The sequence below is a fragment of the Janthinobacterium aestuarii genome, from assembly GCF_046113285.1.
GTDB lineage: Bacteria > Pseudomonadota > Gammaproteobacteria > Burkholderiales > Burkholderiaceae_D > Janthinobacterium.
The window spans coordinates 2,865,161-2,883,141 of sequence record NZ_CP142524.1; the positions used below are offsets into that span (position 1 = coordinate 2,865,161).

The 17,981-nt window shown below is 66.2% G+C and carries 16 protein-coding genes; 13 read left to right on the plus strand and 3 right to left on the minus strand.

Annotation, left to right across the window (positions count from 1 at the left end):
- Positions 1-81 precede the first annotated feature (81 nt).
- Together OX462_RS12850 and OX462_RS12855 are read right to left on the minus strand one after the other, a co-directional pair.
- Complete coding sequence (locus OX462_RS12850) at positions 82-1,959, minus strand: esterase/lipase family protein (protein ID WP_409028602.1); 1,878 nt, start codon at positions 1,957-1,959, stop codon at positions 82-84.
- Between the two features lies 1 nt (position 1,960).
- The gene (locus tag OX462_RS12855) at positions 1,961-2,737 is read right to left on the minus strand and encodes a DUF481 domain-containing protein (RefSeq protein ID WP_070218454.1); all 777 of its coding nucleotides are present in this window, start codon (positions 2,735-2,737) and stop codon (positions 1,961-1,963) included.
- 238 nt (positions 2,738-2,975) lie between these two features.
- On the opposite strand from OX462_RS12855, the gene OX462_RS12860 reads away from it, so the two are divergent.
- The 12 genes from OX462_RS12860 (at position 2,976) to hmgA (ending at position 15,216) form a co-directional block, all read left to right on the plus strand.
- Positions 2,976-3,365, plus strand: a complete 390-nt coding sequence (locus OX462_RS12860; protein WP_409028603.1) for a hypothetical protein — start codon at positions 2,976-2,978, stop codon at positions 3,363-3,365.
- A gap of 97 nt (positions 3,366-3,462) precedes the next feature.
- Entirely contained in the window at positions 3,463-4,149 is a 687-nt protein-coding gene (locus OX462_RS12865; protein WP_070218452.1) for a winged helix-turn-helix domain-containing protein, read from the plus strand.
- Positions 4,142-5,494 carry a sensor histidine kinase gene (locus OX462_RS12870; protein ID WP_409028604.1) on the plus strand — a complete coding sequence of 451 codons (1,353 nt, stop codon included), beginning with the start codon at positions 4,142-4,144 and terminating at the stop codon, positions 5,492-5,494. Before OX462_RS12865 ends, OX462_RS12870 begins: the two co-directional genes overlap by 8 nt.
- Before the next feature lie 165 nt (positions 5,495-5,659).
- Positions 5,660-6,556, plus strand: coding sequence for a VirK/YbjX family protein (locus OX462_RS12875; protein ID WP_409028605.1), 897 nt, complete (start codon positions 5,660-5,662; stop codon positions 6,554-6,556).
- 112 nt (positions 6,557-6,668) lie between these two features.
- The gene (hemB, locus tag OX462_RS12880; protein WP_070218449.1) at positions 6,669-7,643 is read left to right on the plus strand and encodes a porphobilinogen synthase; all 975 of its coding nucleotides are present in this window, start codon (positions 6,669-6,671) and stop codon (positions 7,641-7,643) included.
- 107 nt (positions 7,644-7,750) lie between these two features.
- Complete coding sequence (locus tag OX462_RS12885; protein ID WP_409028606.1) at positions 7,751-9,094, plus strand: MBL fold metallo-hydrolase; 1,344 nt, start codon at positions 7,751-7,753, stop codon at positions 9,092-9,094.
- Between the two features lie 56 nt (positions 9,095-9,150).
- Positions 9,151-9,660, plus strand: coding sequence for a peptide-methionine (S)-S-oxide reductase MsrA (msrA, locus tag OX462_RS12890; RefSeq protein WP_409028607.1), 510 nt, complete (start codon positions 9,151-9,153; stop codon positions 9,658-9,660).
- An 18-nt stretch (positions 9,661-9,678) separates the two neighbouring features.
- Positions 9,679-10,497 (plus strand): helix-turn-helix domain-containing protein, encoded by an 819-nt coding sequence (locus tag OX462_RS12895; protein WP_409028608.1) that lies wholly within the window; start codon positions 9,679-9,681, stop codon positions 10,495-10,497.
- A 175-nt stretch (positions 10,498-10,672) separates the two neighbouring features.
- Positions 10,673-12,025, plus strand: coding sequence for an MFS transporter (locus tag OX462_RS12900; protein ID WP_256267170.1), 1,353 nt, complete (start codon positions 10,673-10,675; stop codon positions 12,023-12,025).
- Between the two features lie 12 nt (positions 12,026-12,037).
- The gene (locus OX462_RS12905; RefSeq protein ID WP_409028609.1) at positions 12,038-13,717 is read left to right on the plus strand and encodes an FAD-dependent oxidoreductase; all 1,680 of its coding nucleotides are present in this window, start codon (positions 12,038-12,040) and stop codon (positions 13,715-13,717) included.
- Between the two features lie 12 nt (positions 13,718-13,729).
- Positions 13,730-13,915 carry a DUF2783 domain-containing protein gene (locus OX462_RS12910; RefSeq protein ID WP_070218444.1) on the plus strand — a complete coding sequence of 62 codons (186 nt, stop codon included), beginning with the start codon at positions 13,730-13,732 and terminating at the stop codon, positions 13,913-13,915.
- The gene (hmgA, locus tag OX462_RS12915; protein WP_409028610.1) at positions 13,912-15,216 is read left to right on the plus strand and encodes a homogentisate 1,2-dioxygenase; all 1,305 of its coding nucleotides are present in this window, start codon (positions 13,912-13,914) and stop codon (positions 15,214-15,216) included. Before OX462_RS12910 ends, hmgA begins: the two co-directional genes overlap by 4 nt.
- Here hmgA and OX462_RS12920 read toward each other — a convergent pair whose 3' ends face one another.
- On the minus strand, positions 15,217-16,548 hold the full coding sequence (locus tag OX462_RS12920; protein WP_409028611.1) for an LLM class flavin-dependent oxidoreductase: 1,332 nt from the start codon (positions 16,546-16,548) through the stop codon (positions 15,217-15,219).
- A 155-nt stretch (positions 16,549-16,703) separates the two neighbouring features.
- Between OX462_RS12920 and OX462_RS12925 the strand changes: the two genes are divergently transcribed.
- On the plus strand, positions 16,704-17,894 hold the full coding sequence (locus OX462_RS12925; protein WP_121669614.1) for a sigma-54 interaction domain-containing protein: 1,191 nt from the start codon (positions 16,704-16,706) through the stop codon (positions 17,892-17,894).
- The last annotated feature ends 87 nt before the right edge of the window (positions 17,895-17,981 follow it).

Sequence of the window (17,981 nt, forward strand, 5' to 3'; positions counted from 1 at the left end):
CGTCTTACACACAAGATTATCATGTTTCGCAACTTTATCAAGCGAAAAACGCATCTTTTCTGCATCAGGCAGCGCTGTATGTCAGGGCAAGCTGTCCGGCAGCCGCAAGATCCGCCGTATCTCCAGGATCGCCTGCGGGCTTTCCTGCACGCTGTGCCACGAGGGGATGACTTTTTCCGACAGGGCGCCGTCGAGGTGGGCGCTGGCATAGGGCACCACGCCGTCGCTCGATTCGGCCAGCGGCAGGTCCGGCGTGTCGTTGCCCATGATGGAGTAGTAGCGCACTTTCGGGCTGATGGGCAGGTCCGCCACCAGGCGCACGAACGGGTCCTTGTCGCTGAGGTTATCGATGCTGTTGGGGATGCGCAGCGGCTCGCTGCTGCCCGTGTCGAGCTGCGCCAGGCTGCCGGCCGCGTCGGACAGCTGGTCGAGCATGGTGATGGGCAAGGTGACGAGATTGGCGATCCAGCGCGCCACCTTGTGGTTGGCGAACGAGGTGCCGCGGTGCGGCGCGGCGATGAAGATGGCGCGGTTGACCTGCGGCATGGCCGTGAAATTGAGGTAGGGCGCCAGTCCGGCGCGCATTTTTTCCGCCTTCTTGCCCTTCAAATTGTATTCTTCCGTGATGGCGTCGAGCAGGGTGTTGCTGGCGTCGGACACCATCAGGCGCGCCAGCACGCCGCCCATGCTGTGGCCGATCAAGACCATCTCGTTCGCGGCATCCGCCTTGCCAGCCGGGTCGAACTGCGCCAGCGTCGCGGTCAGCGCCTTGCGGATGGCGGCGTTATTGGCCGCCAGCGGCGCATTGCTCGGATAGTACACTTGCCAGATCTGGTAGCGGCGGCGCAGCTGTTCGTCGCCCATCAGTTCATTCGCCACGTTGATCCACGCTTCCGGGCTGCTGGCCAGGCCGTGCAGCATGACGATGGTGCGCTTGTTCGGGTCGTAGGGCTGCATCAGGTGCACCTGCGGGCGCGAAATGCCGTCGGCGCGGCCGAACAGGGTGCGCAGCGCCTGCACGCCGAAGCCGGAGCGGGCCAGCCACAGGCCATAGCCGGCCGTGAAGTTGGCTGCCACGGGCAGTTCCTGGCCTGCCATGCGCGTCGATTCGCTGCGCGTCGGGTCGACCAGCATCACCAGCAGCTGCTGCGTGGCCAGGACTTCCTGCAGGCTGTTGCCGTCGAAGCGGATCAGCGCCGTGACGACGGGGAAGCGTGTTTCCTGGAACGGTGCGTTGCCCGCTTGCGCGGGCTTGGGCATGACGGCCACCAGGTCGGCGCCGAAGCCGTCGCGCCGGTACACATTGCGCAGGCCGGAAAACGTCAGCGAGGTGGCCGGCAGCAGTTCTTCCGGCAGGGTGCCGTCTGCGGGCAGCCGCAGGGCAGACAGTTCGCTGTCGATCTGCCAGCCGGCGACGCGGATCACATGGCCGTCCGGGCGGTATTCGCCGCGGTGGCGGAACAGGTTGCCGACGGCCTTTTGCACGGCATAGTTATAGTAGTCGCGGATCTGCGTCTGGCGTTCCTCGAACGCGCGCTGGCCCGGCGTGCGCGTCGTGTAGAACAGGTAGGCGTAGGCATAGCGGGCCGATTCCAGCCACGCGGCCAGCAGCTCGGCGCTGGGGTGGCCGCCCTGTTTTTCTTCGGCCAGGGCGCTTTCCAGCCACAATTCGGAGAGGGTTGCCAGGCGCTGTTCGTCGCTGAGCAGCTCGGAGCGGGCCAGGTCGGCGCGACAGCTGCCCGTATTGGCTTCGCAGGCGGCGATGTCGCTGCCGATGATGCGCAGCACTTCGCTGGCCGATGCGCTGAGTTTGCCCGTGGTGAGGATGTCGCCGCGCCGCTGCTGCAGGTAGTCGGCCGGCGAAATGGCGCTGACGGTGACGGCGGCGCAGCCGCTCAGCAGCGCCGCGGCACAGAGCAGGGCGCCCAGGCGCAAGCGCCGCATCAGCGTGGCCGGCATCTCAGAACGAGTAGACCAGGGTCAGCGAGGTTTGCGTATCCGTGTTCTTCTTGTCGTCGGGTACGCGGGTATCGTTGCGGGCGCTGAAGGCGGCCTTCATCTGCATGGTGCCGTTGATCTTCGTGCTGAGGGCCGTTTCGGCGATCGAGTGGGTGTTCGAGGTGCCCCGTTCCACGCTGACCGTCTGCGTAAACATGGCCGACTGGCTGATCTTCCACTTCATGGCGGCCGCGCCGCGCACCGTCAGGCCGTGTTCCGATTCGCCCGCGTCATTGGTGCCGCTGAAATAGCCAGGACCGAATTCCACATCGACGCTCTTGTCGCTGGACTGGTACCAGCGCGAGCCGTGACCGACGGCCAGGGTCGAGTACTTGGTGTAGGCGCCGAACTTGTCGTTCACGTGCGAGGCCAGCACGAACAGTTTTTCATGGTCGGCCATCAGCTTGTAGGCGGCCTTGGCGGAGGCGGAAAAGCGTTCGGCCGAGCGTTCGCGGATCTTTTGTCCTTCGTCGTTCGTCGTTTCGTCTTCCTTGAAGTAGCCGCTGAAGATGTACTGGTTGCTCCAGTCGTCGAGTTCCTGGCGCGCGTCGATCTTGCCCGTGACGGAGGTGCCCACCGTGTTGCCCGAGGTGGTGATGGCGCCCAGTTCGGCGGAAGTGCTCCAGCTGCCGATGGGGATTTCATCGAACAGCATGCTTTGTTTGGTGTCTGCGGCGGCGGCGTTGCCGCAAGTGATGGCCATGGCCAGCGCCAGTGCGAGAGAGTGGGTCGATTTCATGGCTGTAGTGGTCTGTGGCGCGCGCCAGGCGCGCCTGATGTTCGTTAGTGGCAGTGGTGGCGATGCTGGCCGCGGCAAGCCGGGAAGCGCCGATAAAACATGCGCGCGCGGGCGCGGCCAAACATTGTCGAGGCTGTATTGTACCCGACCCCGTCAACGTTCGCCGCACGCCCCGGCGCGCACGAATGCTGCTATATTGATGGAAATATTGCAAACCTGGCATGTGTGGATGATGACGATGAAAATAGCTTGCAAGCTTGTCACCGCGGTCTGGCTGTGCGCGGCGGTGCAGGCCGGGGCCCAGGCGCTGGAGACGACGCCGGGAGCGGGAGCGGGAGCGGCACCGCCACTGACGCAATCGATGATACGCGACGCCGTGCGCGCCGTACTGGCGGAAGAGGCGCAGGCGCGCGACGCACTTCCGCAGCCGGCCATGCAGCAGGTGACGATACGCGCCGACCGGAAATACGAGCAGTTCTCCGCCGCCTTCGCCGAGGCGAAGGTGCCCGACTGCCTGCACGCCGACGGCTTGAAGCGCCAGCCCACCGGCATCGGCCCGATCGGCATCGGTGGCGTGTATGCCTTGCCCTTCGTGGCGATCGCCAAGCTGCGCGGCAAATGTAACTAGCCGGCCGCCGCCTGGCGGCGCACGCCGGGGCTGGCAAGTGGCGCGCGCCTGGCGTATGCTGCGCGTATTTGCTGCCTGATCTTACAAGGAATCCCCCGTGCGCTGCCTGGTCATCGAAGACGAAGCCGAAACTTCCCGTTACATTTGTGCCGGCCTGCGCGAAGCTGGCCACGACGTCACCGCCTGCGACAATGGCATCGACGGCATGCGCCTGGCCTGCGGCGAGGACTGGGATGCGCTGGTGCTCGACCGCCTGCTGCCCGGCGAAATCGACGGCCTGGCCATCGTCGCGCGCCTGCGCGGCATGGGCCGCAACACGCCCGTGCTGGTGCTGTCGGCCCTGTCGAGCGTCGACGAACGCGTGCGCGGCCTGCGCAGCGGCGGCGACGATTACCTGTCGAAACCGTTCGCCATCGCCGAACTGCTGGCGCGCATCGAGGCGCTGCTGCGCCGCGCCGCGCCCGTGCCCGAATCGACGCAACTGCAGGTGGCCGACCTGGTGCTCGACATGCGTACCATGCGCGTGACGCGCGCCAACCGGCAAATCGCCCTGCAGCCGCGCGAATTTCGCCTGCTCGAATACCTGATGCGCCACCAGGGGCAGTCCGTCACGCGCGCCATGCTGCTCGAAGCCGTGTGGGACTACCATTTCGACCCGCAGACCAACGTCATCGACGTGCAGGTGAGCCGTTTGCGCACCAAGGTGGACAAGGAGTTTTCTCCGCCGCTGATCCACACGGTGCGCGGCGTCGGCTACACCCTGGGCGTGCTCGACAGTGCGTAAGCTGCACCGCTCGATCGCGGCCCGGCTGGCGCTCGGCTATGGCGTGCTGGTGGTCGTGTCGATCAGCATCGTCTGCGCCGTGTTCTATTTCGGCACCATCGGCGTGCTGGACCGCAGCGTGGACCGCAAGCTGACCCTGCTCTCGGAGCGCTTCGCCGCGCTGTACGAGCAGGGCGGCAGCAGCCGCACGACGGCGGAAATCGCCCATCTGCTGACCGACCGCACCGACAGCGACACGGAGATCTTTTTGCTGGTCGATGCCGATGGCCGCCGCGTGGCAGGCAATCTGTCGTCCTGGCCCGACCTGGGCAGCCCCGTGGGCCGCCTGCTGCACCGCGACGTCACGCGCGAAGGGCGCCGGGTGCCCGCGCGCATGCTGATCCGCGACCTGGCGGGCGGCGCGCGCCTGTTCGTCGGACGCGACATGGAGGAGGGCAAGTCGATCCGCACGCTGGTGCTGCGCTCGCTGGCCTATGGCGGCGGGGTGGCCATCGTGCTGGTGGTGGCGGGCGCCTGGCTGTTCCGCCGCCAGCTCGAGGCGCGCATCGGGCAGATACGCCGCACGGCGGGGGAAATCGAGGCGGGTGACCTGAGCCGGCGCATTCCCGTCTCCAGCGAGGATGAGTTCGGCTTGCTGAGCCGCGACATCAACCGCATGCTCGACCGCATCGAACACCTGATGGAAGGCGTGCGCCACGTGTCGAACGCCATCGCGCACGACTTGCGCACACCGCTGGGCCGCATCCGCAACAAGCTCGATGGCGCCTTGCGCCAGCAGCAGGGCGTGGCCGGCTACGAGAGCGCGGCGCAGGCGGCCATCGACGACATCGACGACCTGACGCGCGTGTTCGACAAGCTGCTGCAGATCGCGGCGGCCGAATCGGGCATGCGTCCCGAGAATTTCGACGACATCGACCTGCACCAGATCGGCGCCGACATCGTGGAAATGTATGAAGCGACGGCCGACGAGCAGGGCGTGCTGCTGGTGCAGATGTATGGCGAGGCCGTGCCGGCGCGCGGCGACCGCAACCTGCTGGGCAGCGCGCTGGCCAGCCTGGTCGACAACGCCATCAAGTACGCGGGGCAGGGCGCCACGGTGGAAGTGTCGGCCGGCAGCGATGCGCAGGGCAGCTGGCTGGCCGTGCGCGACAACGGCCCCGGCGTGCCCGCTGAGGAATTGCCGAAGCTGACGCAGCGCTTCTACCGCCTCGACAAGAGTCGCCATTTGCCCGGCAATGGCCTGGGCCTGTCCATCGTGGCGGCCATCGCGGCCCTGCATGGGGGCAGTCTGGAAATCGAGGATGCGGCGCCGGGCTTGCGCCTGCGTTTGCACCTGCTGCGCTAGCGTAGGCAGGCAGCACATTACCAACTTGTAACCCCCATTGTTTTAGCTCCCACCTATCATCCGCTCTACCCGGCGTAGAGCGGCTGCATGCGTGCTGCCGCCTGTTTCGGGCTGCTGCGGCCCCGCCGCGTTCTGTTTGCCGAGACCTGTTGTAGAAGCATACGCATGCATACTTTTGCCATCATCGAGGAGCGCGCCGCGCTGCCCGCACTGCGCCAGCATGGCCACCGCCTCAAGGCCGCGCTGGGCGCCGTTGTCTTTCCCCTGCAGCGCGCGCGCTGGCAAGCCTTTGTCGCAGGCACGCCTGGCCTGGCGGCGCTCGCGCACGCCCATCCCAGCCTGCTGTACAAGATTTACCGTCCCTACGCCAGCCGCCAGTTTGGCTGCGCGGCGAGGGTGGACCTGCTGCGCGGGCATTACCGCTTCCTGTGGCAGGCGGGCGCGCGGCCGCTGGTGGAGTACGCGGCGCGCCGCGCGCTGGTGCTGGCCGCCATCGAGGGCAAGGATGGCGCCACCTACCGCCTGCAGCTGACGGCCATCCATGACAGCCACCGCGAGGGCGACCTGTGCCTGCGCCTGACGCGCGAGGGCGTGTCGCTGTACCTGGCCAGTTTCCTGTTCCGTCCCCAGCCCGGAGGCGCCGTCATCCAGCTGGGCGCCTTGCAGGGACTGCGCTCGCAGGCGGGCGCGCAGGCGGTGAAGGACGCGACGCGGGCGCTGCACGGCTGCCGGCCGAAGAACCTGATGGTGGCCGCCTTGCGCGACCTGGGCGATTTTTTCGGCTGCGGCCACCTGGACCTGGTCAGCAACGCCAACCGCATCGCGCTGAACTGGCGCCGGCGCCGCCACATCTCGTGCGACTACGACCTGGCGTGGCGCGAACTGCATGCGCTGCCTGCCGGCGACGGCAATTACAGGCTGCCATGCGGCCCTTGCCGGATGCCCGACCTGGAGCTGGTGCCGTCGAAAAAGCGCGCCGATGCGCGCCGCCGCGGCGCCATGCTGGTGCAGCTGGCGGCGGACATGCGCTGGCAAGTGGCGGCCCTGTTGCAGCCGCAATGACGGAGCAGGGCGGCATTTTTTGACCTGCGCGGCTTTTTTGCCGGGCAGCCCGGCGCAAGCGGCGCGATCGGCGTATACTTGCTGGCGTTGTTAACCTGAAGCCAGTCACCCCATGCCAGCACAATTCCCCACTTCGCGCATGCGCCGCCTGCGCGCGACCCCGCAACTGCGCGAGCTGTTCCGCGAAACCGAGATCAATCCGCGCGACCTGGTCCTGCCGATCTTCGTCGACGAAGGCAGCAGCGATTTCATCGACATCAAGTCCATGCCCGGCGTGCGCCGCATTCCCGAAGCGAAGCTGGCGCAGGAAATCGAGCGCTACGCGCGCGCCGGCCTGCGCTCCGTCATGACCTTCGGCATTTCGCACCACAAGGACAGCCACGGCACGGACACCCTGAACCCGGACGGCCTGGTGGCGCGCATGTCGCGCATCATCAAGGACGCCGTGCCGGAAATGGTCGTCATGTCCGACACCTGCTTCTGCGAATACACGGACCACGGCCATTGCGGCATCCTGCATGGCGACACGGTCGACAATGACAGCACGGTGCTGAACCTGGGCAAGCAGGCCGTCATCGCGGCCCAGGCGGGCGCGGACATCATCGCCCCTTCGGCCGCCATGGATGGCCAGGTGGCGGCGATCCGCAGCGCGCTCGATGCGGCCGGCTTCCACGACACGCCCGTGATGGCGTATTCGACCAAGTTCGCCTCCGGCCTGTACGGCCCGTTCCGCGACGCGGCCGGCAGCACCCTGAAGGGCGACCGCAAGACCTACCAGATGGACCCGATGAACCGCCGCGAAGCGGTGCGCGAGTCCCTGATCGACGAAGCCGAAGGCGCCGACGCGCTGATGGTGAAACCTGCGGGCGCCTACCTGGACATCATCCGCGACCTGCGCGAAGTGACGCGCCTGCCGATTGGCGCCTACCAGGTCAGCGGCGAATACGCGATGATCAAGTTCGCCGCCCAGGCGGGCGCCATCGACGAGCGCCGCGTGGTGCAGGAAACCCTGGGCGCCATCAAGCGCGCGGGCGCGGACATGATCTTTACGTATTTTGCGATGGATGTGCTGAATAATCCGTATTGAGCATTCCCGGCGTTTTTCTCACCCCGAAAGCAAATTCCGGGGTCAGACCCGGCGGGTCTGACCCCAGCATTTACGCTGCAGGGGTTCTCTCTGCATTCCTCACGCCCATGCCCCTGAAAATCTCCCGCATCCTGCACGCCGGCTATGTCTTCGAATGCGAAGGCACGGCCATCGCCTTCGACCCCATCGTCGAAAACCCCTTCAGCCGCAACTGCCACGCGTTTCCGTCCGTGCGCTTCGACCTCGACGCCGTGCGCCGGTTGCGCTGGAATGCCGTCTTCATTTCGCACTTCCATGACGACCACTGCTCGCTCGACAGCATCGACGTGCTCGACCGCGCCACGCCCATCTATCTGTACTGCGTCTTCGACGAACTGTTCGCGATGCTGCGCGCGCTCGGCTTTACGCAAGTGCAGCGCCTGCACGTCGACGTGCCCGTGCGCGTGGGCGCCATCGAGGTGATCCCGCGCCGGGCGCTCGACGACGATGTCGATTCGCTGTTCCAGGTGCGCGCAGCCGGCATGAACGTGCTCAACGTCGTCGACTCGTGGATCGGCCCCGAGACGCTGGCGCAGCTGGCCGCGTTCGCGCCGTGGGACATGGTGCTGTGGCCATTCCAGACCATGCGCGAGATCGCCGTCATCGCGCCGTCGCTGGCAGCGCGAGGCCCGGTCGAACTTCCCGACGACTGGGTGCCGCAGCTGCGCGCGCTGGCGCCCCGTTACCTCGTGCCCAGCTCCTGCCAGTTCGTGCAGGAAGACTGGTCCTGGTACAACCACGCGATGTTCCCCGTTACCTACCGCCGCTTTGCCGATGAAATCGGCGCCGCGCTGCCCGAGGCGCACATCTTCCGCCTCGATCCGTCGACGGCCGTGCTGCTCGACGCGCACGGAGTGAGCAGCGCCGAACCCTTGCCCTGGGTGCTCCCGGTCGGACCGCAGGACGTGGATTTCGACTACCGTCCCGACGCAACGCCGCCCGCCACGGCGGACATCGCCCGCCGTTTCGCGCCCCTGAGCTCCGCCGACACGGCGCTGGTGCTCGATTTCTGCCGCCAAGGTTTGCTTGAGCGCTACCGCGACATGGAACTGCCCGAGGACAGCTACTTCCAGCAACCGCGCCTGTGGCGCTTGGCCCTGTACGGCCATGACGGCGCGGCCACCATCCTGCATTACCGCACGCATGGCGACTTGATCGACCTGGTGCCCGAGACGAACGAAGCGCCCGGCTGGACCACCGAGGTGCCGCTGGTGAAATGCCATGCGGCGCTGGTGCTGGGCGAATCGCTGACGTCGATGTACATGCGCATCAACGATGGCCCGTTCGATGCCGGGGCGCGGGCCGCACTGGCGGAGGCCGACATCGTCGACGACCCGCTGATACGCTGCCTGTTCAATGACGCCATCGGTGCCTACCAGGCGGCGCAGCTCAAGCGCTTGCTGGCCCGCTGAAGAAAGTCGCGCGACAGAGTAAGATAGCTGCTTCTGACTAGAACGGGAAAGACACCATGGCACAAGACAACGAAACCGCGATCCTGGCCGGCGGCTGCTTCTGGGGTGTGCAAGACTTGCTGCGCCGCTATCCGGGCGTGATCGCCACGCGCGTGGGCTACAGCGGCGGCGACGTCGCCAACGCCACCTACCGCAACCACGGCACGCATGCGGAAGCGATCGAAATCATCTTCGACCCGAGCACCATCAGCTACCGCAAGATCCTGGAATTCTTCTTCCAGATCCACGACCCCAGCACGGAGAACCGCCAGGGCAACGACCGCGGCACCAGCTACCGTTCGGCCATCTTTTACACGAACGACGAGCAAAAGCGCGTGGCCGAAGACACCATCCGCGACGTCGACGCCTCGGGCCTGTGGCCCGGCAAGGTGGTGACGGAAGTGGCGCCGGCCGGCCCGTTCTGGGAAGCGGAACCGGAGCACCAGGATTATCTGCAGCGCTTGCCGCACGGCTACACCTGTCACTACATCCGGCCGGACTGGGTCTTGCCGCAGCGTCAACAATAAGCGTCACGGGAGACGGCCATGCGCTATTGGCAGGTGGAGCGGCAGCAGGCCGAGGGGCAGCTGGATCTGGGGCGCGCCCTCGATCTGGTGGCCGCCATCGGCCATGCCGACGTGAATGCCGTTGCCGGGGCCATCCTGAAGACGGTCAGCACGGCCGCGCCCATTTCCCAGTGCACGATCTTTGCCTATGAATTCGGCAACCGGCCCCGCACGGTGGCCGTGGCCGACCGGCGCGGCGGGCGTTTCCTGCAAGATATCGCCGACAGCTACGCGCGCCACTATTACGCGCTTGACGGCAACCAGCGCGTGATCGCGCCCGCGCCCGGGCGGGAAATCGATCCCGCCATCGTGCTGCACCAGCAAGCCAGCGACGAGATCTACCATCCCGGCTACCGCGCCACCTGCTATCAAAAACCGAATGTCTCTGACCGGCTATCCTTGCTGGTGCAGCCGGCCGGCGATATCTGGTTGTCCGTCAATTTCTACCGCGACAGCAGCCAGGGCCAGTTCCGGCCTGGCGAAATCGCCGCCATCGAAACCCTGTCACCGCTGTTCGCCCATGCGGCCAAGCACCACTACAGCTTGAACGGCCAGCCCGCGCAAGGCGTCGCGCCCATGATGCTGGCCAGGCTGCGCCAGCATTGTCCCGCCTTGAGCAAGCGCGAACTGGACGTGCTGCGCTGCGTGCTCGAAGGCTTCACGGCCGTGGAAATCGCCGAGACCATGGGCGTGCAGCCATCGAGCGTCATCACCTACCAGAAGCGCGCGTATAAACGCCTGGGCATTTCCAGCCAGCGCCAGTTGTTTGCGCTGTGCATGGCGCCAGCGCCTGTCTAGTCCCTTGGACGTAGCAATGGCTCCGCCTTTTTGACGGTGTTCGCCGCGAAATGTCCCCAAAATGGGGACAGGGTTCGCGGCGCGCGTCTGCATACTGTGTTGCAAGCCGGGATCACCCGGCCTCCCTCACCCAATAAAATCAACAAGGGGAGGGCGACACCTTATGGAGACAAGCATGACCATCGCCCAAGGGGCCACCCCCGCCATCGCCGCCACCCCGGCGCCCGTCCTCGACGCGGCCAGCGTGCAACTGGAACAGCAGGTGATGCGCAAGGTATCGCGCCATCTGCTGGGATTTTTATTCCTGTTGTTCGTGTTTTCCTTTCTTGACCGCATCAACATCGGCTTTGCCGGCCTGACCATGATGCAAGACCTGGGCCTGTCCGGCACCCAGTTCGGCTTTGCCACCACGCTGTTCTACATCGCCTACATCGCCTGCAGCATTCCCAGCAACATCGTGCTGGCGCGCATCGGCGCGCGTAAATGGATCGGCAGCATGATGATCGCCTGGGGCCTGGCCTCGACGGCGACCCTGTTCGCCAGCGGCCCGGCCAGCCTGTATGCGCTGCGCTTTTTGGTGGGTGTGACGGAGGCGGGCTTCCTGCCCGGCATGCTGCTCTACCTCACGTACTGGTTTCCCAGCGCCTACCGGGCGCGCGCCAATGCCCTGTTCATGATCGCCATGCCCGTCACGGCCGCCATCGGTTCGGCCTTGTCGGGCCTGATCCTGGGGCTGGACGGCCACTGGGGCTTGAAGGGCTGGCAATGGCTGTTCTTGCTCGAAGGCATGCCTTCCGTGCTGCTGGGCCTGGCCGTCTACGGCTACCTTGACGACGCGCCCAACAAGGCAAACTGGCTGGGCAAGCTGGAACAGCAGGTGCTGGCGCGCATGCTGGCGGCCGAGCACAAGCCTGATGCGCCCCGGCAAAAAGTCTCCGTGCTGGCGGAAATGCTGTCGCCCACCGTGCTGAAATTCGGCATCGCCTACTTTTGCCTGGTGAATACCCTGGCCATGGTGGCCGTGTGGACGCCGCTGATCGTGAAAAGTTTCAATAGCGGCGCCAGCAACACCCAGATCGGGCTGCTGGCGGCGATACCGCAGGTCTGCACCGTGATCGGCATGATTGTCTGGGGCCGCCGCTCGGACCGCTTGCAGGAGCGCCGCTGGCATATCGTCTGGCCCATGCTGCTGTCGGCCGGCGGTTGGCTGTTGACCGCCTATGCGGGCAACCCCGTGCTGCAGTTGCTGGGCGTATGCATGGCTTCGACGGGCGCCTACACGGCCATGTCGGTCTTCTGGACCACACCGGACCGGGCCCTGAGCCTGGGCGCGCGCGCCATCGGCATCGCCGTCATCAATGCCACGGGCAATATCGGCTCGGCCCTCAATCCCGTCGTCGTGGGCTGGCTGAAGGATTTCACGCACAGCTTTGCCACGGGCTTGCTGTATGCGAGCGTGCTGCTGGTGGCCGGCGCGGCCATCGTGCTGACCCTGCCGATTGCGCGCGGCGGCAAAACACATTCTTGAGAGGACACCATCATGCGCGACACGTTTCACCCTTATCCCCATGTGCCGAAAGTGTATCCGCCCGGCAAGCCTGCGGGTGCCGGCACGCAGCACGTGCCGGTCCTGATCGTCGGCGGCGGCCCCGTGGGCCTGGCCACGGCCCTGGGCCTGGCGCGCCACGGCGTGCGCTCGGTGCTGATCGAGGCGGACGATGGCGTTTGCACGGGCAGCCGCGCCATCTGCATCTCGCGGCGCAGCCTGGAAATCATCGACCACCTCGGTGCGCTCGACGGTTTTATCAGCAAAGGCTTGCCATGGGCGGGCGGCCGCAGCTTTTACCGCGACGAGGAAGTGCTGCACTTTACGATGCCGCAAGACGCGAACCAGAAATTGCCGCCGATGGTCAACCTGGCGCAATACCATATCGAGCAATTCCTGCTCGATGCGGCCGAACGCCAGAGCGAGCTGATCGATATCCGCTGGCAAACGCGCGTCACTGGCGTGCAGCAGCGCGCCGATGGCGCCAAGGTCACGCTGGCCACGCCCGATGACACCTACACCATCGACACGGACTGGCTGGTGGCGGCCGATGGCGGGCGCAGCGCCGTGCGCGAGGCGCTGGGCTTGAAATTGCAGGGCACCAGCTATGAAGGCCGCTATGTGATCGTCGATATCCATCTGAAAAGCGAGCGCCCCACGGAGCGCCTCGCGTATTTCGACCCGCCGTCGAACCCCGGCTCGACCGTGCTGGTGCACAAGCAGCCCGACGATATCTGGCGTATCGACTACCAGCTGCGCGACGACGAGGATGCGCAGGCGGCCGTGCTGCTGGAAAACGTGGCACCGCGCGTGGACAGCCTGCTGGCCATGATGGGGGAGACACAACCATGGCACCCCGTGTGGATCACCATTTATAAAGCCAACGCCTTGACCCTGGACAAATACCGGCACGGCGCCGTGCTGTTCGCGGGTGATGCGGCCCACCTGGTACCCATCTTCGGCGTGCGCGGGGCCAATTCCGGCATCGACGACGCGGACAATCTGGCCTGGAAGCTCGCCTACGTCGTCAAGGGCCGGGCGCCGGATAGCTTGCTGGACAGCTATTCGGACGAACGCGTGTACGCCGCCCATGAAAACCTGCGTCACGGCACGAAAAGCACGGAATTCATGGCGCCGCCCACGTTTGCCTTCGAGCTGATGCGCACGGCCGTGCTGGGCCTGGCGGGCAAACATGCGCACGTGCGCTCGCTGATCAACCCGCGCCAGACCAGCGCCATCGCGTATGCGCAATCGGCCCTGAATGCGCCTGAGCTGGACGCGTTCGCAGCCGGTCCCGCGCCGGGCACGGTCTTGCCTGAATGTCCGCTCGCGCTGCCGCACAACGGCGGTCAAAAAGCGGGGTATATTACCGATTTGCTCAAACGCGCCGATGGCCATTTCACGGGCTTGTATTTCAGCGACGATGGCGCAGTGCCTGCGGAACTGCTGGCGCTGGGCGACAGCTTGCCGTTGACGACCGTGGCGATTGCCTGCAGCGGGGAGCAAGGGGGCGCCTGCGACCACACGGCACAGGTATGCTCGCTGTTCGACGCGCAGCCAGGCACGTTTTATCTCGTGCGCCCGGATGGACACGTGCTGGGGCGCTGGCGCGAGGTGAGGGTGGGGCAGGTGGTGGCAGCGCTGGCAGCGGCCGGCATCGCCCAATCAAAGTAACAAGGAGATCATATGACCGACATCGAACTCGATAATTTATACACCGAGCTGTGCCACACCATGGGCGGCCTGGGCGAACAGCGCTCGCCCTTGTTCCTGGCCCGCTTCGCCTTGCTGGCCATGGGCGCCATCGGCCAGGCCGACGTGGTGCAAGGCTTGCTGCGCGACGCGGCCGACGGCCTGGCGGAGCGCGCATGATAGGCGCCGGCTACCAAAGCGGCTTCGGCAACGAGTTTGCCACGGAAGCCGTGCCCGGCGCCTTGCCGCAGGGACAGAATTCGCCGCAGCAAGCGCCCCTGGGCCTGTACGCGGAGCAGCTGTCTGGCACGGCCTTCACGGCGCCGCGCGCGCAGAACCGGCGCTCGTGGCTGTACCGCATCCGTCCCGCCAGCCAGCATCCGCCGTTTACCTTGGCTGAAAATACCCGCATCGTCAGCGATTTCCACGCCATGCCGCCGACGCCGCCGAACCAGCTGCGCTGGGATCCGCTGCCGCTGCCGGACAGCGCCACGCCGGTGGACTTCATCGACGGCTGGCAGACGATGGCGGGAAACGGCAGCGCCGAAGCGATGAGCGGCTGCGCCATCCACGTGTATGCGGCCAACCGCTCCATGCAGCGCTTCTTTTATTCGGCCGACGGCGAATTGCTGGTCGTGCCGCAGGAAGGGCGGCTGGCGATTGCCACGGAACTGGGGCTGATCGAACTGGAACCGCAGGAAATCGCCGTGATTCCCCGCGGCGTGCGCTTCCGCGTCACCCTGCCGGACGGCCAGGCGCGCGGTTATGTGTGCGAAAACTTCGGCACCGCTTTCCGTTTGCCGGACATGGGGCCCATCGGCTCGAACGGCCTGGCCAACAGCCGCGATTTCCTCACGCCGCACGCGGCCTACGAGGATATCGAGGGCGATTGCGAACTGGTGGCCAAGTTCGGCGGCCATCTGTGGCGCACGACCTTGGATCATTCGCCGCTCGACGTGGTGGCCTGGCATGGCAATTACGCGCCCTACAAATACGATTTGCGCCGCTTCAATGTCATCGGCTCCATCAGCTACGACCATCCCGACCCGTCGATCTTCCTCGTGCTGCAGGCGCCGAGCGAAAATCCGCTGTTCGGCGCCATCGACTTCGCCATCTTCCCGCCCCGCTGGCTGGCCGCCGAGCACACGTTCCGCCCGCCCTGGTTCCACCGCAACGTGGCCAGCGAATTCATGGGGCTGATCCACGGCGTGTACGACGCCAAGGCGGCCGGTTTTGTACCTGGCGGCGCCAGCCTGCACAACTGCATGTCCGGCCACGGCCCCGATGCGCAGACGTTCGAGAAAGCCTCGCACAGCGATACGTCCGCGCCCGTGAAGGTGGCCGATACCATGGCTTTCATGTTCGAGACGCGCACCATCCTCAAGCCCACGCCGTTCGCACTGGACGGCGGCCTGCTGCAAAACGACTATTTCGAATGCTGGCAAGGCTTGCGCAAGCATTTCGATCCGGATCCTGATTGATCAGGCGGCCCGCGCCCGCGTATGCGGGTTGGCGGGCCGGTCGAGGCCCAGGTGGCCGCGCAGGGTGCTGCTGGCATACTCGGTGCGGAACAGGCCGCGCCGCTGCAGTTCCGGCACCACCAGCCGCGTAAAGTCCTCGAAACCTTGCGGCAGCAGCGGCGGCACGACGTTGAAACCGTCCGCGCCCCGTTCCACGAACCACTGCTCCATCACGTCGGCCACCGTCTTGACGGAGCCGATCGCTTGCAGGTGGCCGCGCGCCACGCGAAAGCGCAGCACCAGCTGGCGCAAGGTCAGGTGCTCGCGGCGGGCAAGCTCCAGCTGCTGCTGGAAACGTCCCTTGCCGTTGTCGCCCGCCTGGTAGGGCAGGTCGGGCAGGGGGCCGTCGAGCGGGTAGCCGGACAAGTCGAAGCCGCCAAATTCCAGGTTGCTGAAGTCGACCAGCGCCTGCAGCTCGCCGAACTGGTCTTGCGCCTGCTGGTCCGATTCCGCCACCACCACGGACAGCCCGGGCGTGACTTTCAATTGATCTTCGGCGCGGCCATATTTCGCCATGCGTCCTTTCACGTCCGCGTAATACGCCTGCGCCACGGGCAGCGAGGTGGCGGAGCAGTACACCATCTCGGCCAGCCGCGCGGCAAATTCGCGGCCCGTCTCGGAATTGCCTGCCTGGACCAGCACGGGGTGGCCCTGCACCGGGCGGGGCAAGTCCAGCAAGCCTTGCGAGGCGAAATACTCGCCCCGGAAATCGAGCGCATGGCCGGCTGCCGGCTGGTAGAACCGGCCGCCGGCGCGGTCTGGCCGGTCGAAGGCATCGTCGTCCCAGCTATCCCACAGGGCCTTGGACAGGGCGACGAATTCATCGGCGCGCGCATAGCGCTGCGCGTGGCTGCGCGGCGCATCGATGCCGAAATTGCGCGCCGTATGCTCGGCGAACGAGGACACGACGTTCCAGCCCGCGCGCCCGCCGCTCAGGTGGTCGAGTGAACTGAATTTGCGCGCCACGTGATACGGGTGCTCGTAATTCGTGTTGACGGTGGCGATCAGGCCGATGTGGCGCGTGACGGCGGCAATCGCCGACAGCAGCGTGAAGGGTTCGAACGGCAGGCCGATGGCGGCGCGGCCCGTGTCTGGCGTGACGTCGCCGGCGCGGCCGATGAAGTCGGCGATGAAAAAGCTGTCGAACCTGGCCGCCTCGGCCAGCCTGGCGGCGCGCAGCCACCAGGCCAGGTCGGGCCGTCCGCTGGCGCTGGCCGATGGATGGCGCCAGGCGGCCGGATGATGGCCGTGGCGTTGCAAAAAGACGTTCAGGACAAGCTGACGTTGCGGCATGGTGGCTCCGTGGTGTGTTGACGACATGGCGTGCATGGCTGGCCATGCAAACTCCGGGCCAGCACAGGAGCTGCGCCGCGCATATGCAAAATCCGGATAAGCTAGCGCGGCACCATTCGTTCACGCCTGCAGATGGCACGCGGTATAGTCGGCCCATGGAACTCTTAGCCCACAATTTCAGCAGCGATTTCGCGCGCAGCGCTCACCTGGCCCGCGGCGCCAGCGCCGACGATGATGGTGCGCTCGTCGCCTTCCGCGACCCGCAGCAAATGAGCTTGCTGGTGCGCGCCACGGCCTTTGTCTTTGCCGACCCCCGTTCGCGCCAGTTGCATGAACTGATCGAACGCATCGCGCCCAGCGAGGCGACGGTGCTGATCACGGGCGAGACGGGGACGGGAAAAGAGCTGATTGCGCGCCATGTGCACGGCTTGAGCGGGCGCGCCGAGCAGACTTTCGTGGCGATCAACTGCGGCGCGTTTTCCGAAACCCTGGTCGAGAGCGAACTGTTTGGCTATGAAAAGGGAGCATTTACGGGCGCGCAGCAGGGCAAGCCGGGCTGGTTCGAGACGGCCAGCGGCGGCACCTTGTTCCTCGATGAAATCGGCGACTTGCCGCTGGCGATGCAGGTCAAGCTGCTGCGCGTGCTGCAGGAGCGCGAAGTGGTGCGCCTGGGCGCGCGGCGCGCCATTCCCATCGACGTGCGCCTGATCGCCGCCACGAACGTGGACCTGGCCGAAGCCGTGCGGGCCGGGCGCTTCCGCGAAGACCTGTATTACCGTCTGCAGGTGATTGGCCTGCCGCTGCGTCCCCTGCGCGAGCGTCCGGGCGATATCATGCCGCTGACGCGCCACTTCATGGCCATCTATGCGCAGCGCCTGCACCTGGGCGAGGTGGAGCTGGACCTTGATGCGCACGAGGCCTTGCTCGGCTATCCATGGCCGGGCAATATCCGCGAACTGGAAAACGTCATTCACCGCGCGCTGCTCGTGTGCCGCAGCGGCGTCGTGCGCGCCGAAGACCTGAGCTTGTCGGGCTGGCACCGCGCTCCGGCGCCTGCATCGGCCCCTGTGCCCGTGCCGGACGCGTGGGCCGGCGGCGCCGACATCGCCTACGCGGCCCACGGCGCGGCCGGCCAGGACGATTTATTGGCCGCCGAGCGCTTTGCCCGCGCCTGGCAAGCCTTGCTCGACTCGGGCGAGGCCGTGGAATTCGAAGCGATGCAGCAGGAACTGGTGCGCGCCGCGTGGGAGCGCAATGAGCGCAACCAGGTGCGCACGGCGAAACACCTGAACCTGAGCCGCAACATCCTGCGCACCTTTTTGAAAAAGGCGGGCGCCATCGACTAGGCGCGTGATGGATCTCCTGGAGCCGGACCCGCAGCGCTGCGGCTCCGGCTTTTTTCATGGCTGCTGCGCGCGCAGCACGCTGCTGCC

Bases quoted from the DNA above. Each gene is read 5' to 3' on its own strand.
- OX462_RS12905 (WP_409028609.1), top strand. From the start codon at position 12,038: ATGCGCGACACGTTTCACCCTTATCCCCATGTGCCGAAAGTGTATCCG.
- msrA (WP_409028607.1), top strand. From the start codon at position 9,151: ATGGCACAAGACAACGAAACCGCGATCCTGGCCGGCGGCTGCTTCTGG.
- OX462_RS12900 (WP_256267170.1), top strand. From the start codon at position 10,673: ATGACCATCGCCCAAGGGGCCACCCCCGCCATCGCCGCCACCCCGGCG.
- OX462_RS12895 (WP_409028608.1), top strand. From the start codon at position 9,679: ATGCGCTATTGGCAGGTGGAGCGGCAGCAGGCCGAGGGGCAGCTGGAT.
- OX462_RS12860 (WP_409028603.1), top strand. From the start codon at position 2,976: ATGAAAATAGCTTGCAAGCTTGTCACCGCGGTCTGGCTGTGCGCGGCG.
- OX462_RS12925 (WP_121669614.1), top strand. From the start codon at position 16,704: ATGGAACTCTTAGCCCACAATTTCAGCAGCGATTTCGCGCGCAGCGCT.
- OX462_RS12850 (WP_409028602.1), bottom strand. From the start codon at position 1,959: ATGCCGGCCACGCTGATGCGGCGCTTGCGCCTGGGCGCCCTGCTCTGT.
- hemB (WP_070218449.1), top strand. From the start codon at position 6,669: ATGCCAGCACAATTCCCCACTTCGCGCATGCGCCGCCTGCGCGCGACC.
- OX462_RS12875 (WP_409028605.1), top strand. From the start codon at position 5,660: ATGCATACTTTTGCCATCATCGAGGAGCGCGCCGCGCTGCCCGCACTG.
- hmgA (WP_409028610.1), top strand. From the start codon at position 13,912: ATGATAGGCGCCGGCTACCAAAGCGGCTTCGGCAACGAGTTTGCCACG.
- OX462_RS12920 (WP_409028611.1), bottom strand. From the start codon at position 16,548: ATGCCGCAACGTCAGCTTGTCCTGAACGTCTTTTTGCAACGCCACGGC.
- OX462_RS12855 (WP_070218454.1), bottom strand. From the start codon at position 2,737: ATGAAATCGACCCACTCTCTCGCACTGGCGCTGGCCATGGCCATCACT.
- OX462_RS12885 (WP_409028606.1), top strand. From the start codon at position 7,751: ATGCCCCTGAAAATCTCCCGCATCCTGCACGCCGGCTATGTCTTCGAA.
- OX462_RS12910 (WP_070218444.1), top strand. From the start codon at position 13,730: ATGACCGACATCGAACTCGATAATTTATACACCGAGCTGTGCCACACC.